Origin of the sequence: Limibacterium fermenti, from assembly GCF_041902845.1 — a bacterium.
In the GTDB taxonomy this organism is placed as follows: domain Bacteria; phylum Bacteroidota; class Bacteroidia; order Bacteroidales; family Dysgonomonadaceae; genus Limibacterium; species Limibacterium fermenti.
In genome coordinates this window covers 3,296,023-3,310,930 of record NZ_CP159486.1, presented here as the reverse complement: position 1 = coordinate 3,310,930, position 14,908 = coordinate 3,296,023, and the positions used below count along the sequence as shown (strand labels likewise).

Here is a 14,908-nt window from a genome sequence, read left to right as displayed (position 1 = left end):
GCCTGTCTTACTTTTGGCACCTCTTGTCTTCGGTACATAGCGGTATGGACGGGACAAATAGGTAGCGTCCAATAGCTTTATAATTAATGAATTATGTAAACAAGAAAATCATCTCCGCCTTTTAGTCCTTTCCAGAAGGAATTACTGATTATCAATTAAATAACAGTATATCTAAAAGTGCGCTTAATTGATTGGGCAAACTTAAATAAAAAAGTCGAGATTTTATACACGAGCAAATAAAAATCAAGGCCACAGCGTTCTATAAGTAATTAACGTGCTCTAGGCACAAAGTTTAATTTAAAAACATAACATTATGAGAACAGTCTGCGGCCTTGACATCCACAAAGATAGCATATTCATGTGTATTCTGGACGAACAGGGCAAAAAAAGTGAAAGGAAGTTTGGAGTTTCCACCCGTGAGATTAAAGGGTTGTGCAATACGCTCAAGTCCCATTACGTGAGTGAAGTTTGCATGGAGAGTACCGGCATTTACTGGAAACCGGTCTGGCATTTGCTCGAGAAGGATTTCCGGATGTACCTTGTCAATCCCCAGTTCCTCAAACAACTTCCCGGGCGCAAGAGCGATGTGAAGGATGCCCAATGGATTGCCACGGCCCTGTTGAAAGGACTGGTGCGGAACAGTTTTGTCCCTGACTCGATGATCCAGCAACTACGCCTGTACGGTCGCCGCATTAACGAGTTAAACAAGGATATCATACGCTGTGAACAACGCGTCGACATGATCCTTCAAAGCTGTAATATCCGCATCAGCAACTATGTCTCCAACATAGACGGCAAAAGTTACCAAAAAGTCGTGGGCGCCCTGCTCGAAGGGGAACGCTCGGCAGATAAGCTGGTCAAGCTCATACACGGCAGGACCCTGAACAAGCATGGCCGCGACACGGTGCGTGATTCCCTCGAAGGTTACGTCCAACAGGCCGATATCGATTTGCTCAAACAATACATGGAGGCTTTAAAGATGCACCAGGCACAGAAACAGACATGCCTTATTGAAATGGTCAAGTTATGCAAAAAGCATTATGACAGGGCATTCACGCTGTTGCAAAGCATCCCGGCCATCAAGGAGCAGTCGGCCGCCATCATCATCTCCGAGATAGGAACCGACATGACCCTGTTCGCCACTGCGGCCGCCCTGGTTTCATGGGCGGGGCTCAGGCCCCGCAACGATGAAAGTGCGGGAAAGATCAAAAGCCGGAAAATCACGCACGGAAACAAATATCTGCGTAAAGCTTTAATGGAAGCGGCATGGGGAGCATCAAGGACACGGGGATCAATATTCTACAACAAGTTCTGGCGGTTGAGGCAACGGGGCAAGAAGCAGCAGAAGTGTACCGTAGCCATAGCACGCCACCTGCTGGTCATTATCTGGTCACTGCTCTCCAGGGATGAATATTTTGACAAGGAATACATGCAGAAACTCAGCACTGGAGTTGCCTGAATAACTGTCACAAAGAAATAACGGGTTCCTTGTAAAGTCCCTATATTTGTGGTGGATACATTACCCCGTTTTGCAAACTGACTCTCGCAGGGAATCACTTTTGGACACGAGCAAGAGACCTAAGAGTTCGAAGAGGAAATTAATGTTTTTGATGGAAGCCCCAAAGCATTCATCCCGATTGGTATGCTCTTAATCAACAAATATATACCTTCTCAAGACACTTCCGCATACTTTTTTATTCGATTTATAGAGGAAATATAGGAATAACATTTATAAAAACAAAATTATTCTCCGGTTTCATGTCCGAACAGTTCCCGGGGATGATGTCCTTACAGGGAGGCTGAATAACTACCTTTGCCGATTTTACGACAAATTTCAGAGTTTCGTATCAGCCAGCCTGTTCCGTTTGGTTTGATAAAGCATGCGGTATTGTCTTTTTAATTTCTCAGATAGGAAAGAGCGATCGATCAATTCATCTATTAAAGGATGCTTAGCCGTAAACAGGGATAATTCTTTATCGGCAATCGTTTCCGGCAATCCTATCGACAAGGCGAATTGCCTGAAGGAAAAACCAATGGCTTTTCCTCCTTTAAAGAATTCACTCCTGTCTGTTTTGAATAGACCTTTGTCTAAGGCAAAATCCGTATCGTCCACATGGAGCCTGGTGTTTAACAGGTCATAGGCAGGTGCAAGCCGAAAATCATTTCGGCCCCAGTCGATAACTGAAAAATTTTTCAGATGGGCGTCCCCGTTAGAGAAGAGAAAATTGAATAATACCAAACGGTAGAATTTCAAGAGCTCCACAGGCCAAGCCGGCAAAAATTTCTTTATTAAGTCTGCGACCTCTTCGTAACTATAATCGTATTTAAAATTATCCCCTGCATTATCGGAAGTGAGCCCTGCCAGTGATGCAAAATCCTCTACCCTGTATTTAGTTCCATCGGGAGTTATATCAAAGCGTTTTGTTATATAAGCTATTTCTCCATCCTGGAAAAAACATAGCCCGTTTGCCGCCGTCTCCATTTTAAATACTTGTTCGGCTATCTGCATGGTAAGGTTCTCATTGGCGGCACACTCCAACGGATTTCTTATTTCCGAGGGTTTGAGCTTTAATATATACCATCCCCGCTCATTTTCTGGAGTCAGTTTCAATTTCCCGTCTTTGACCACCATTGAATACTTGCTCTGAACGCCTGATATGGAGATACGCTTTTTATTCTCCATAAAAAGTTTTGCATCTTCCTCACTCTTTTCAATCGTTTCGTATGGAAGCATGTGAGAAACCGTTTGTTTGTCAAAAAGCCTTCTTAAAGCTGCGGGACTATATGTATCATATCCTGCCGCCAATACAGACGGACAATTCGTTATCTGTTTCATATTGTAACGGGTTTAACGGTTATGGCTCCGGTCGTATCGCTCTGGGCTGTAGCTAATAGAATCCCGAAATGGTCTTTCTCGTCAATGCGTAGCATTCTTGATTGAGTAAGCCGGTTACTCCCTTCGGAGAGCATATTAAAAAAGAACGGGAATAAATGTCTTGAGCGGTACTCCTGTTTGTTTTTGGATAGAGTAAGGCTGATTGAAGGCATCGCCGTGTCTTTGAAGTAGACGTCATCATAGCTGAAAATATACTCTTTTTCAGTTGTCTCGGTTAATTTTCCCGCCAATATTCCATTGTAATATACATTCGCTTTTCTCATAACCTATACTATTGACCTGATCTTTATGTCCATTTCCAAACCGAGGGTATCGAGAATCCTCATAACGACCTTTAATGAGGGATTTGCTTCTCCCCGCTCGATTTTTGTCAGCGTATTAATCCCGACTCCGGCTAATGCCGCAAGTTCTCTCTGTGTAATGGAGAGTGCCTTGCGCCGTTCTTTTATGATGTTTCCAAATTCTTCCATAATCCCATTATATTGTGATTTGATGGCAAAAGTAGTATTTTTGTTTTTAATTTACAAGAAAATCCCATTATATTGCGATTTTGCTGAAATAAATCGCAAACCTTATCATTTTTCGACTAGGTTTGCATAAAAAGGAGCAAGCAATGGAAAATTTTACTTTAAACGAATGGAGCAGGTATTGTAGAGGTACACGGAACCAAAATACTTTGTTCTTATCAATCTTTCAAGCATCCCAACGGAATCACTTTTACGCCATCGGCCCGTGTATAGGCAAATTCGCCTCCTGTCAAAATAATCAAAAGATCGGGTAGCCTTAGTGATGATTGTTCCTCCTTCCTATTCTTTTCTTCCACAAGGTTTTTTAGTTCAATTAAATGTTTTGCACCCTCTTCAATATCCCGGCTACCGAGTTTACATTCAATGAGTGCATACCTTCCATCATCCAGATGAAGTACTGCATCGGCTTCCAAGCTATATCTATCGTGATAGGATGATAATCTGCCTCCTAAGGATTGGGAGTAGATTTTTAAGTCGCGGATACACATCGATTCATAAATAAATCCAAATGTTTTGAGATCAAGTTCCAAGTTCTGCGGAGAAGTTCCCATTGCTGCTACAGCAATGGAAGGATCTACAAAACAACGTTTCTTTCCGGTTCGGATGACTGTTGCCGAGCGAATAGCAGGAGACCAGGCTTCTATGTCTTCAATAACGAAAAGTTTTTCCAACGCTTCAACATAATTGTTAAAAGTCGAAATGGAAGTGCCTTCCATTTCAGCCGATACATCGGCATCTTGGATATTCTTCCGGTTCCCGTATGCATAATCTCATCGTCATCAATAACTGTCGAACCAGTAAGAATGAATTGTCCCTTTAATCTTCTTTCATCTACAGCATGGCGAACCGCATCCCCTAATACAGGCGCTACTTGCCATTCGTCAATCAATCTTGGAGTTTCCCCTTTAAGCAAAAGGGAAGGCTTGGTTTGTGCAGTTGCCAGATAACTTTCCCGGGTATCCGGATTTTGCATCTTTATAACGCTCTTGGCTTGCTTTTCCGCAGTAGTTGTCTTCCCACACCATTTGGGCCCCATTATCTGAACAGCACCAAAAGCTTCAAGACGTAATTTTAACTGCTCATCGGCAATTCGCTTCAAATATTTCATAAAGATTTTTCTTGTTTTCCCAGCAAAGGGAGATTAATTTTTCATGAAAACAAAACGTATTACATGTTTTTGAGGATAATTGGCTGTAAGATTTTTTATCTTCACATTTCTTGCCCCATTTCGGAGTTCCCGCTTTGCTCCCATTATTTTACACCTTAAATTTCTCGAAATCCGTACTGAGTAGCTGTCTTTGCGGAGATTAATAAGAAAATAAGATGCGGCAAGCTGCCGCTATGACAGATACATGATATTCGCCGGCACCATTGCGAAAATTGGTAATTTACAAAGAATGCCGCGGCAATGCTCATGCTATACCCCGTATAGCGTGGTCTTGTTCCCATTTCCTTCTTGGGCATACCAGTGCCTCCCTGTGGAACGATGTAAGTGCCACGTATTCTCTATGCCTGTAGGCGGGGTATTTTGAGCTTTCCATCGTTCGCTGATTATATTCAAGGCTAAACTAAGCCCGCAAGTAGCTGCCAGAGATTGTTCATTAATGAAGTTTGTAGATTGTTTTTTCAATCAAATCATAAACGAAAATCTTTCCCGTTCAAATTTGTAGAAAGCATCTTCATCATACGTAGAGACCCTTTCGAGCGTTTCAACCTACGATCTTTCCCATAAAATAATAGATTTGTTTTTGCCACCAATCCCAATCGTGATTGGCGTCGCTTCCCCAAAAATCGAACCATCCGCGGATGCCTTTATCATTCATGACCTCCTTTAAACGGGTTGTTTCGGTAATGGCCAATTCTTCATAAGCCCCATGTCCGCAGCAAAAAATCAGCCGGCTTTTCAGGAACCGGTCATCATAATAGGGGTCTTTATTGTTCCTTAAATAATCGACCGGCGAATTCAAATAAATCTCCGTAGGACGGTAATCTCCGAAAAAATAATCGGTGGAGTATACTCCGCTCATTGCGATGACCGAATCGATAAACCAGGGATAACGGAAATAAAAATTGGCGGCGTGATACGCGCCCATCGAGCAGCCGGTTACCAATAACTGTTGCTCCACGCCGTTGTTATTTTCTTTGCTTGTCCGTAAAATAGAGGGGATGAGTTCGTCGTTGAGATAGTTGAAATATTGTTCATGACGACGGATTCGAGCCAGTTTATCCCAACTTTTAGAGAAAAATGTTTCGCTGTCGATGCTATCCACCGCCCATAATTGGATTTTGCCTGCCTCGATAAAATCACGAAGGGCATGGATCATACCCGAATCCTCATATTGATAAAAACGGCCTTCGGAGGTAGGGAACACCAATACGGGTTTGCCCCGATGTCCGTATATTTTATATTCCATGTTCCGGCCTAAATGCCGGCTATATTCGTTCCGGTAATTCATATTTGTTGTATGTCGTTGATCATTTGTTTTATTTCGGGATAGGTCTTTGCCCTGAACTGATAGGCGAAATCGCCCATTGCCCGGCTGAAAACCTTCTCTATAGAGTTGAAATATACTATTCTATCTCCGTATTGACGGATAATCTCTTCGTGCGTATATCGATACGTTTTATGGCTCTTGCGGCTTGCATAGCCCGTAAAGTATTTTCCCTCCCCTTGCTGCTTCACAGGCGCTTGGGCGATCATCGCCGCCCATCGCTCATAAATATTGTCATCATACGAATAATTGATGGCATCGGTCATCCATGCTCCGGGCGGGCGCATATTGATTTCCAGGGCGATAAGGGATTGATCATTTTTGCGTTCGAAAAGTTCGATATGAAAAAATTTCTCCCGTACATCGAATGCCTTGAGAATGTCCTTTCCCGCCTTGCGCACCCTCGGGTCAATCGTTGGAAGGCAGATATAATACAAGTTGTCGTCGTTATTGACGACGGTCATAATGCTTTGCTCGAAGAGATGCGAGTTCTCGAACAGGATATTCCCATAGATATCGATCAGCCCGTCATAGGTATATATAACCCCGTCGACAAATTCTTCAATGATAAAGTTTTCGTGAGCGAGGTGTTTGTTTGTGGTGACATTATCGAATTCGAACTCATTTCCGATTTTATAAGTGAAGTTGGCGCCCAATCCCGAATCGGGTTTTACAACGACCGGATAACCCACCTCATCGATAAAATTCAAAGCGTCCTCTCTTGTCGTGTACGAATGGCACTTAACGGTTTTGACACCGCTTTTTTCGAAAAACCATTTCATCTTCGATTTCTTCTTCAGATTTTGGATGAAGTCGTTTTTCGTTCCGAAGATATTAAAATCGGTTCGAATCCTTGCTTCCAGCTCCAACCAATATTCGTTTAGCGACTCGAATCGATCGATTTTCCCGTATTTGTGGGTAAAAAATCCTACGGCGCGAAGTATTTGCTCGTAATCTTCCATATCGGATACTTTATAATATTCCGTCAACGCATATTTCAACCGCGCGTTGAACGAATCATATTCCGCATCGCCGATGCCGAGCACATTGATACCGAATTGTTTTAAATAAAAACAGAATTCGGTGGAATTCGCAGGAAAATGAGGAGAGAAAAAGATAAAATTCATCTATACACCATTTTTTGATAACCCTATAAAGTATGCTGCAAAAATAGAATTTTTTTATCAATCAACCGCCCGATTCTAATTAATTGTGGATGATACATGAGGTTTCGTTATATAAAAGAATGCCTTTTCTTTTATATAAGAGGAATATTTCCGCCCCCGTGGTTTCTAAAGAGCAGGATTTTTTTTGAAAATTACCCGAAAAAAATAGAATATACAACAAGCACATGTAAAAATACCACATTCTTGACTTTCGAGCAAGAAAGAATAAATAGAAAAAGCCCCTCATATTCACTGAATATGAGGGGCTTGTCTTAATTTTGGCACCTCTTGTCTTCGGTACCTAGCGGTATGGACGGATTGTGAACCATCTGTCCAAACTATATACTAATAAAAGATTTGCGCTATTTTAGATTATCAGTTGTAGCATTTTTGTAGCAATTCTTTGAATATCTTCTGAATACCACTTGACTACCTTAACATATCAATTCATGAGTACAAATATAGTATATTTTTGAACCCTCTCCAAATAAATTGATAACAAACTCAGTAAAAACATTTCTGCTACATCATAAGTGCAAGGTGCAAGTCTTTATATAAAAAGCTTGCACCTTGCACTTAGATTTGCCGTACTTAATTGTTATTTAGTTAGTTTTTATGCTTAATAAAAGATTTAACTAATTAAATAACAAAGACATTATGCGCTCAAATTTTCACTTTATGAAAATAGTTTTCATGAAGTTGCAGAATCATTCGCATAATGCAAACTAATTTTATGAGTATGAAAAAGATTGCAGAAAGACTTAGATTATTACGGCAGGAGAAAGGATATTCTCAGCAGTATATCGCTGATATCTTGAATGTTTCGATAGCAACCATTTCCAGATTGGAGAACAATCCCGAAGAGATAAAATTAAGGTATCTTTTATCTTTGGCTCAACTCTATAAAATGGATTTATGTAAATTATTTTCGGATGATGAAAGTGAGTTAAAAAATGAATTATCCAAATTAACCGTTCAAGTGACTATTCCGATTGACATTACTTCCACTCTGTTATTCCGAGTTGCAAAAAAACTGCAAGAGACAGAACAATTTAGGAAACAATAATCATTATGCAAGTAATTACCTTAGAAAGTGAAGCCTTTCAAGTTCTGATGAAAAAGATCACGGACATTGAACAATACGTCAGACGTACATCCGATTTGTTCAGCGAATTGGAAGAGACGCTTGAACTTACATCACGTGAAGTGATGGATACCTTGGGAGTTTCAAAATCTACGCTATATCGTTGGCGTGAAAGTCACACCATCCCCTTCCGTTATGATGAACGAGGTAATGCTCTCTATCCATATAAAGATTTGATTATTGCCATCAAAAACGGCAGCCTGACAATGCAAAACACCAACAAATCTCAAATTTTAGCCAAACTATCCGACTTTAAAGAAGAAATAATTACAAACAGCCTTTGGCACAATAGTTCCTGCAACAATACACTATGATTACCAAATCCGCCATTTTAGCAGCGACGCAAAACGGTTTAAACGTTTTCAAACACTATATTCCGTTTGATTTCAAGCTGGGAAAAAACTTCAAAAATCCCTTTTATGACGATAAAAACGCTTCCTGCAATGTTTATTACGACCGACATAATCTCTGCTTTAAAATAAAAGATTTCGGTAATCCCGATTATTCCGGCGACTGTTTTGCATTTGTCGCCCAAATCAAAGGATTGGATGTTCGCCGGGATTTTTTGCAAGTGGTACAAAGTATCAACCTTGATCTAAACCTCTGTTTAGATGAAAAACCGGACAACTTCATACCACAGACAAACTTTAAGAAAAAAAGTAAAACTCAATCTGTATCGACATCAAATTTTCAAAAAATTAAACCTGTATCCGATCATATCATAAAAACCATTGCCAAACCTTATGAGTTTACCGAAAAAGCCTTTTCACAAAGTGAACTTGCCTTTTGGAAAACCTTCTGCATCAGCGAGAAAACATTAAACTATTTTCGAGTAAGATCCCTTTCCGAATTTAAATCCGTAAATAAAGACAATGAAACTTACGAGCTTCAAGCAACTATCAACGAACCGATATTCGGTTACATCGGAGAAAGCTACGTAAAATTATATCGTCCCAAATCCAGACTTCGTTTTCTATACGGCGGACAAATACCCGCGAACTATTGTTTCGGATTGCGACAACTGCCCAATCGTGGAGATATTCTGTTCATAACAGGTGGCGAAAAAGACGTGATGAGCCTTTATGCCAAAGGATTTCATGCCGTCTGTTTCAACAGCGAAACATCGCACATTCCGCCCGACATCATCGAGATGCTTGCTCACCGTTTCAAACATATTATCCTATTATACGACAGCGATGAAACGGGACTTTCCGCATCGGAAAAACACCTTGCCGTCTTAGAAAAATACAACATACAACGTTTAGTGCTGCCTCTTGCAGGTAATAAAACGGAAAAAGACATATCCGACTATTTTGCCAAAGGAAACGGTAGAGACGATTTCCAACGACTTATCATCGATCTGCTCAACACAAAATACGCACAAACCATGACACTGATAAAATCCTGCGAAGTGGATTTTTATAATCCGCCCGAACTGACCGAAAACATCGTCAGCGTGAATGAGGTTCCGCTCGGCACGCAAGGCAACCTTTTCTGCATCACCGGTGGCGAAGGTACCGGAAAAAGCAATTACGCGTCGGCCATAGCAGCCGGAACTTTGGCGGAAGACGGTTTTGAAGTCGATTCATTAGGCTTGGATGTGCAAGCAAACAGGAACGGTAAAGCCGTGTTGCTCTACGATACCGAACAATCGGAAAATCAACTCTATAAAAACACAACTTTGCTGCTCAGAAGAGCCGGACGAAAAAGCAAACCCGAATGGCTGAAAGCCTATTACCTCACTGCAATGTCCCGCAGGGAGCGGCTGCAATCCATTCAAGACAGCATGGACTATTATCACCATTTTTTCGGCGGCATCCAATTGGTCATCATCGACGGCGTAGCCGATCTTGTCCGAAGCACCAACGATGAAACCGAAAGCATTGCCGTGGTGGAAGAACTGTATCGATTAGCCGGAATTTACCGTACCTGCATCATCTGTGTGCTGCATTTCGTTCCGAATAGTTTTAAACTTAGGGGACATCTCGGTTCCGAGTTACAACGCAAAGCGGCTGCCATTCTATCTATCGAAAAAGATACACAGAATCCTGAATTTTCAGTGGTAAAAACACTTAAAGTGCGGGAAGGAAGTCCTTTGGATGTGCCTTTGATGCAGTTCTCGTGGGATAAACACAAGGGAATGCACGTTTATCGTGGAGAAAAGCCACAAAAAGAAAAGGAGAAACGCAAGGAAGTGGAATTAACCGCTCTTGCCAAAGAGATTTTAGCAGACAAAAAACGATTTACCTATTCCGAGCTATTACAGGAAATAGAACTGCTGATGGACGTGAAAGAACGGACAGCCAAAAGCTACATCCGATTTATGTCGGAAAACGGAATAGTGGTAAAAGACAGTGCCAACACGGCTTATTACATATTAGGCAAACTTTAAAAAACTCATTTACGACTATGCTCATCGACAAACAAGAATTTCGTGCTTATATGGATCGACTAATCGACCGTTTCGACTTGATCGACGAGAAATTGGAACGGCTCATCAAGAAAAAAACGTGTCTCGACGGCGAAGATTTATTGGATAATCAGGATATGCTTCAAGTGCTTAAAATCAGTCATCGCACCTTGCAACGCTTTCGTTCGTCCGGCGAACTGCCTTTCTTTAAAATGAACGGTAAAATCTACTACAAACTATCCGATGTAAATCGATTCATTCGTGAAGTATTCGAAGGCAATTCGGGACGATGCGCCAAACAACGCCAAATAGAGCCACGAACGGACAAAAAACGGTAACAGAGTTAATCCCGATATAATTTTGCCGAAAAAAACATATAAATATGAATGTAAACGACTATCCCGAAACAGAACATCCTGCACTAGCAGATATCATCGGTGATGACTATTCAGAAAAAAACGGCATGAACGAACAAAATCCTGCAAGAAACATTGCACATTCAGACGAATTCTCGGAAACCCTTCTTGTTTTCGACCAAGAAAAACAGACGCTTCAAGCGGTTAAAGAGCTTGACAAAAACGGAAAACTCAAAACCGTAGATCCGACCCAAGAGAACAATCCCGACTTTATCCGATTGGATAAAAACGGCGACTTCTTATCCAATTTTTACAGCAATTTCGTAGCCCAACTCAAAGATCCGACACGTTTTAGGGTGTTTAAAATACCTATCCCTAAAATAAGTTTTTTAGCGGAAACCATCAAAAGTATCCTGAAAGACCCTACCCCCGCCGGCAATGCCATGTTGGAAAAATACGAAGTAAAAAACGAAAATTTAAAACAAAACATCAGTCCGGATAAAATTCAACAAAAAGGTCCGGAAAATACTACTCATTCACAAAATAAAGAGACAATGGACACAACAAGCAATGCTTCCGATTATCGCTACAAGGTAGAAGATATCGATTGGGGAACACTCGAAAAAATGGGTGTCAGCCAAGAAAAACTGCAAAAAATGAATGTAATGGATGACCTGTTGAGAGGTTTTAAGACCAATCAATTGATACCGATTTCTCTTAATCTGGGGACGGTCATTACCCGCAGTGAAGCCCGATTATCGTTACAACCCGATGAAGACGGCAACACCGTGGTTGCCATGCACGGCGTTCGCAAAGATGTCAATGTGCATCAACCCTTTTTCGGACACGAGTTTACGCCGGAAGACAAGGAGAATCTGCTTAAACACGGCAATATGGGACGTATCGTGATGTTGGAAAACAGAAAAACAGGCGAACAAATCCCTTCCGTTATCAGCGTGGACAGACTTACCAATGAACTTATCGCTTTGAGTGCTGACAAAATCAAAATTCCCGATGAAATTAAAGGAGTAAAACTTACCGATGAACAAAAACAGACCTTACAGGAGGGCAAACCGCTCTATTTGGAAGGAATGATTTCTCGAAAAGGAACGGAATTTAACGCTACCGTACAGTTCAATGCTGATAAGCGTTACGTGGAATTTATGTTTGATCGTGAACAATTCAAACAAAACCGTCAGGCACAGGAAAACGGCGAAGCGCCACGCTTTATTCGCGGAAAAGAACTGAGCGATGAGCAGTACGAAAAATTCAAGTCGGGACAGACCATTTATGTAGATGATTTGGTAGATAAAAAGGGAAAGACCTACAAAGGTTATCTAACCTTTAACGTTGAAAAAGGAAAAACGGAATTTTCATTCGGTAATCCCAATAAACAGAAAAAAGCCGCCAAACAATCCGCTCAACCCGACGAAGCTTCCAAAGTACAAAAAGCAGTTAATTCAGACGGGAAAACCAATGAAGCGACAAAAAACATCAAGGAACCCTTAGAAAAAGGACAAACAAAACCGACGGAAAAGCAGGTTGAAAAACAAGAAAAGGAAGAAGAAAAACAGCAAAAAAAATCACGGGGAAGAAAAATGTAAAGCCCCTCCAACCTTCCGTCAGTTGACGGAGAGGCTTTGGAAGTGCAAAATATCAACACTATAAAATCAAAACATTAAAATGCTAAAAGTTATCATAGCAGAAAAACCGAGCGTGGCGAGAGCCATAGCCCACGTGTTGGGTATTTCCGGTCAGCAAGACGGGTACATCGGCGGAAGCACCGTCGATACCGTTGTAACGTGGGCAATCGGTCATTTGGTTACCTTTGCTATGCCCGAAGATTATGGTTTTTCGGGTTTCAAACGAGAAAACCTGCCCATTTTGCCAGAGCCGTTCCGACTTATTCCCCGCCAAACCAAAAAAGGTAAAGAAACCGATGCCGATGCGGGGGCTTTAAAACAACTGAACGTTATCAAAAAATTGTTTGACCAATGCAACGAAATCATCGTTGCCACCGATGCCGGACGAGAAGGCGAGTTGATATTTAGACTGATTTACAAGTACCTGAACTGCCAAAAGCCTTTTAAGCGTTTGTGGATAAGTTCGCTGACGGACAAAGCCATTAAAAACGGTTTCGAGAACCTGAAAAACGGCAGTGAGTTTGATTATCTCTATCAAGCCGCTCGTTCACGTTCGCAAGCCGATTGGCTGGTAGGCATCAATGCGTCGCAAGCATTGAGCATTACAGCCGGAAACGGAGTCTATTCACTCGGAAGGGTGCAGACTCCAACTTTGGCGATGATTTGTAAACGGTATTCGGAACACAAAAACTTTCAAACGCAAACCTATTTTCAAATACAGGTAGAAGCGGAAGTCGAACGCAAAACGCTCAAAATGCTTTCGGACGACAAGTTTGAAGAGAAGGCATCGGGACAGGAGACCGTCGAAATTGTCCGTCGTAATAAGTTGGAAATAACGGAAGTCGATACTCGGACAGTGCGGGAAGAACCACCTTTATTGTACGATTTAACCGGACTACAAAAAGATGCCAACAAAAGGCTCAATCTTTCGGCAGACGAGACACTTGCCATTGCACAGTCGCTTTACGAAAAGAAGTTTATCAGCTATCCGCGTACCGGAAGCCGTTATATCAGCGAAGATATTTGGGAAGAAATTCCTGCTTTGGTGGAAACGCTTTTGGTTTATACTCCGCTTAAAGAACAGGCTAAACGGCTTTTGAAAAATAGGCTAAACAAGCGGGGTGTAAACGATTTGAAAGTAACGGACCACCACGCCTTGCTCATAACGGATAATACCGTATCTGGACTTTCTACCAAAGAAGAAAGCATTTACAAGTTAATAGCAAGCCGGATACTCGAAACATTTTCCGCACCCTGCGTAAAAGAAGTAACCACGCTGAAAGCTCGTTCGAGAGAGTTTCAGTTCTCATCTCGCGGTGTGGATGTCATCGAAACAGGATGGCGGGGGGTAAACGGGATGTTCGACAATGAAAATTCGGAAGAACCGGAAATTTCCTTACCATACGTGGAAAAGGGAGAAAAACACGCGGTGCAATCCGCGCAGCTTTTGGAAAAACAGACTAAGCCGAAACCTTTGCATACCGAAGCGAGTCTGCTCTCCGCTATGGAACATGCGGGAAAAGAGCTTGAAAACGAAGACGAGCGCAAAGCCATTAGAGAGAGCGGTATCGGAACACCTGCCACCCGTGCGTCCATTATCGAAACGCTGTTTTCGAGAGATTACATCGAACGGCGGAAAAAATCGCTTGTTCCCACTGCCAAAGGGTTGAAAGTTTATGAAGCGGTAAAAGAGAAACGCATCGCGGATGTAGCGATGACGGGAATGTGGGAAAACACGCTTTTAAAGATAGAAAACGGCGAAATTCCTTTCGAGACATTCGATAAAAGTATTGCCATTTATTCCAAACAGATTACCGAAGAGTTGCTGGCAATGGATTTCCCGAAAGATGAAAAAGAACGGACAGTTTGCCCGAAATGCCAAAAAGCAGCTGTAAAACTGTTTGAAAAAGTTGCCAAATGTAGTGACGAAACTTGCGGTTGGCTCTTGTTCCGGAATATTTGCGGTAAAACGCTTTCGGAAAAAGATATAAAAGCTATTCTAACAAATAAAAAATCTTCTTTATTGAAAGGACTAAAAAGCAAGGCGGAAAAAACGTTTGACGCCTATATCGTGCTGAAAGATGACGGAAGCACGGAGTTCGAGTTTCCGACAAGACCGTCTCCCACCCCGCGTAAGAGAGGATAAGGAATGTCTAAAACGTAACCGCATTGTCATTTTCTAAAAAAATCCTTACCTTTGCCACAAGTTCATTGTCATAAACGTGGTTTATACATTGGATTTAGTGGTTGGCATCGGTGGGGACACCGATGCTT

The 14,908-nt window shown here is 41.7% G+C and carries 14 protein-coding genes; 7 read left to right on the top strand and 7 right to left on the bottom strand.

The genetic code is table 11. The annotated features are described in order from the left end of the window. Positions 1 to 313 precede the first annotated feature (313 nt). Positions 314 to 1,459: an IS110 family transposase gene (locus ABNK31_RS14355; protein WP_418892990.1), complete on the top strand. Its 1,146-nt coding sequence runs from the start codon at positions 314 to 316 to the stop codon at positions 1,457 to 1,459. A gap of 375 nt (positions 1,460 to 1,834) precedes the next feature. On the opposite strand, the gene ABNK31_RS14350 is transcribed toward ABNK31_RS14355, so the two are convergent. The 7 genes from ABNK31_RS14350 to ABNK31_RS14320 all read right to left on the bottom strand — a co-directional run bounded on the left by ABNK31_RS14350 (position 1,835) and on the right by ABNK31_RS14320 (position 7,042). Then, a complete protein-coding gene (locus ABNK31_RS14350) occupies positions 1,835 to 2,836 on the bottom strand; it encodes a HipA domain-containing protein (protein ID WP_418893150.1) in 1,002 nt (333 codons plus the stop codon). After that, positions 2,833 to 3,159 carry a HipA N-terminal domain-containing protein gene (locus ABNK31_RS14345; RefSeq protein ID WP_418893149.1) on the bottom strand — a complete coding sequence of 109 codons (327 nt, stop codon included), beginning with the start codon at positions 3,157 to 3,159 and terminating at the stop codon, positions 2,833 to 2,835. The genes ABNK31_RS14350 and ABNK31_RS14345 overlap by 4 nt, the downstream gene beginning before the upstream one ends. Before the next feature lie 3 nt (positions 3,160 to 3,162). Then, entirely contained in the window at positions 3,163 to 3,390 is a 228-nt protein-coding gene (locus ABNK31_RS14340; protein ID WP_418895414.1) for a type II toxin-antitoxin system Y4mF family antitoxin, read from the bottom strand. Between the two features lie 191 nt (positions 3,391 to 3,581). Continuing rightward, on the bottom strand, positions 3,582 to 4,139 hold the full coding sequence (locus ABNK31_RS14335; RefSeq protein WP_418893148.1) for a DUF4143 domain-containing protein: 558 nt from the start codon (positions 4,137 to 4,139) through the stop codon (positions 3,582 to 3,584). After that, a complete protein-coding gene (locus ABNK31_RS14330) occupies positions 4,064 to 4,531 on the bottom strand; it encodes an AAA family ATPase (RefSeq protein WP_418893147.1) in 468 nt (155 codons plus the stop codon). The genes ABNK31_RS14335 and ABNK31_RS14330 overlap by 76 nt, the downstream gene beginning before the upstream one ends. Positions 4,532 to 5,132: 601 nt before the next feature. Continuing rightward, on the bottom strand, positions 5,133 to 5,879 hold the full coding sequence (locus ABNK31_RS14325; RefSeq protein ID WP_418893146.1) for an esterase family protein: 747 nt from the start codon (positions 5,877 to 5,879) through the stop codon (positions 5,133 to 5,135). Beyond that, a complete protein-coding gene (locus ABNK31_RS14320; RefSeq protein WP_418893145.1) occupies positions 5,876 to 7,042 on the bottom strand; it encodes an ATP-grasp domain-containing protein in 1,167 nt (388 codons plus the stop codon). The genes ABNK31_RS14325 and ABNK31_RS14320 overlap by 4 nt, the downstream gene beginning before the upstream one ends. Before the next feature lie 778 nt (positions 7,043 to 7,820). Between ABNK31_RS14320 and ABNK31_RS14315 the strand changes: the two genes are divergently transcribed. The 6 genes from ABNK31_RS14315 to ABNK31_RS14290 all read left to right on the top strand — a co-directional run bounded on the left by ABNK31_RS14315 (position 7,821) and on the right by ABNK31_RS14290 (position 14,780). Further along, positions 7,821 to 8,147 (top strand): helix-turn-helix domain-containing protein, encoded by a 327-nt coding sequence (locus ABNK31_RS14315; RefSeq protein ID WP_238867470.1) that lies wholly within the window; start codon positions 7,821 to 7,823, stop codon positions 8,145 to 8,147. Positions 8,148 to 8,152: 5 nt separating this feature from the next. Next, positions 8,153 to 8,539 (top strand): helix-turn-helix domain-containing protein, encoded by a 387-nt coding sequence (locus ABNK31_RS14310; protein WP_238867471.1) that lies wholly within the window; start codon positions 8,153 to 8,155, stop codon positions 8,537 to 8,539. Further along, positions 8,536 to 10,617 (top strand): bifunctional DNA primase/helicase, encoded by a 2,082-nt coding sequence (locus ABNK31_RS14305; protein ID WP_238867472.1) that lies wholly within the window; start codon positions 8,536 to 8,538, stop codon positions 10,615 to 10,617. The genes ABNK31_RS14310 and ABNK31_RS14305 overlap by 4 nt, the downstream gene beginning before the upstream one ends. Positions 10,618 to 10,667: 50 nt before the next feature. After that, entirely contained in the window at positions 10,668 to 10,973 is a 306-nt protein-coding gene (locus ABNK31_RS14300; protein WP_327065278.1) for a helix-turn-helix domain-containing protein, read from the top strand. 44 nt (positions 10,974 to 11,017) lie between these two features. Further along, a complete protein-coding gene (locus ABNK31_RS14295) occupies positions 11,018 to 12,595 on the top strand; it encodes a DUF3945 domain-containing protein (RefSeq protein WP_418893144.1) in 1,578 nt (525 codons plus the stop codon). A gap of 79 nt (positions 12,596 to 12,674) precedes the next feature. After that, positions 12,675 to 14,780 carry a DNA topoisomerase 3 gene (locus ABNK31_RS14290; protein ID WP_418893143.1) on the top strand — a complete coding sequence of 702 codons (2,106 nt, stop codon included), beginning with the start codon at positions 12,675 to 12,677 and terminating at the stop codon, positions 14,778 to 14,780. The last annotated feature ends 128 nt before the right edge of the window (positions 14,781 to 14,908 follow it).

Bases quoted from the DNA above. Each gene is read 5' to 3' on its own strand.
- ABNK31_RS14355 (WP_418892990.1), top strand. From the start codon at position 314: ATGAGAACAGTCTGCGGCCTTGACATCCACAAAGATAGCATATTCATG.
- ABNK31_RS14350 (WP_418893150.1), bottom strand. From the start codon at position 2,836: ATGAAACAGATAACGAATTGTCCGTCTGTATTGGCGGCAGGATATGAT.
- ABNK31_RS14345 (WP_418893149.1), bottom strand. From the start codon at position 3,159: ATGAGAAAAGCGAATGTATATTACAATGGAATATTGGCGGGAAAATTA.
- ABNK31_RS14335 (WP_418893148.1), bottom strand. From the start codon at position 4,139: ATGGAAGGCACTTCCATTTCGACTTTTAACAATTATGTTGAAGCGTTG.
- ABNK31_RS14330 (WP_418893147.1), bottom strand. From the start codon at position 4,531: ATGAAATATTTGAAGCGAATTGCCGATGAGCAGTTAAAATTACGTCTT.
- ABNK31_RS14325 (WP_418893146.1), bottom strand. From the start codon at position 5,879: ATGAATTACCGGAACGAATATAGCCGGCATTTAGGCCGGAACATGGAA.
- ABNK31_RS14320 (WP_418893145.1), bottom strand. From the start codon at position 7,042: ATGAATTTTATCTTTTTCTCTCCTCATTTTCCTGCGAATTCCACCGAA.
- ABNK31_RS14315 (WP_238867470.1), top strand. From the start codon at position 7,821: ATGAAAAAGATTGCAGAAAGACTTAGATTATTACGGCAGGAGAAAGGA.
- ABNK31_RS14310 (WP_238867471.1), top strand. From the start codon at position 8,153: ATGCAAGTAATTACCTTAGAAAGTGAAGCCTTTCAAGTTCTGATGAAA.
- ABNK31_RS14305 (WP_238867472.1), top strand. From the start codon at position 8,536: ATGATTACCAAATCCGCCATTTTAGCAGCGACGCAAAACGGTTTAAAC.
- ABNK31_RS14300 (WP_327065278.1), top strand. From the start codon at position 10,668: ATGGATCGACTAATCGACCGTTTCGACTTGATCGACGAGAAATTGGAA.
- ABNK31_RS14295 (WP_418893144.1), top strand. From the start codon at position 11,018: ATGAATGTAAACGACTATCCCGAAACAGAACATCCTGCACTAGCAGAT.
- ABNK31_RS14290 (WP_418893143.1), top strand. From the start codon at position 12,675: ATGCTAAAAGTTATCATAGCAGAAAAACCGAGCGTGGCGAGAGCCATA.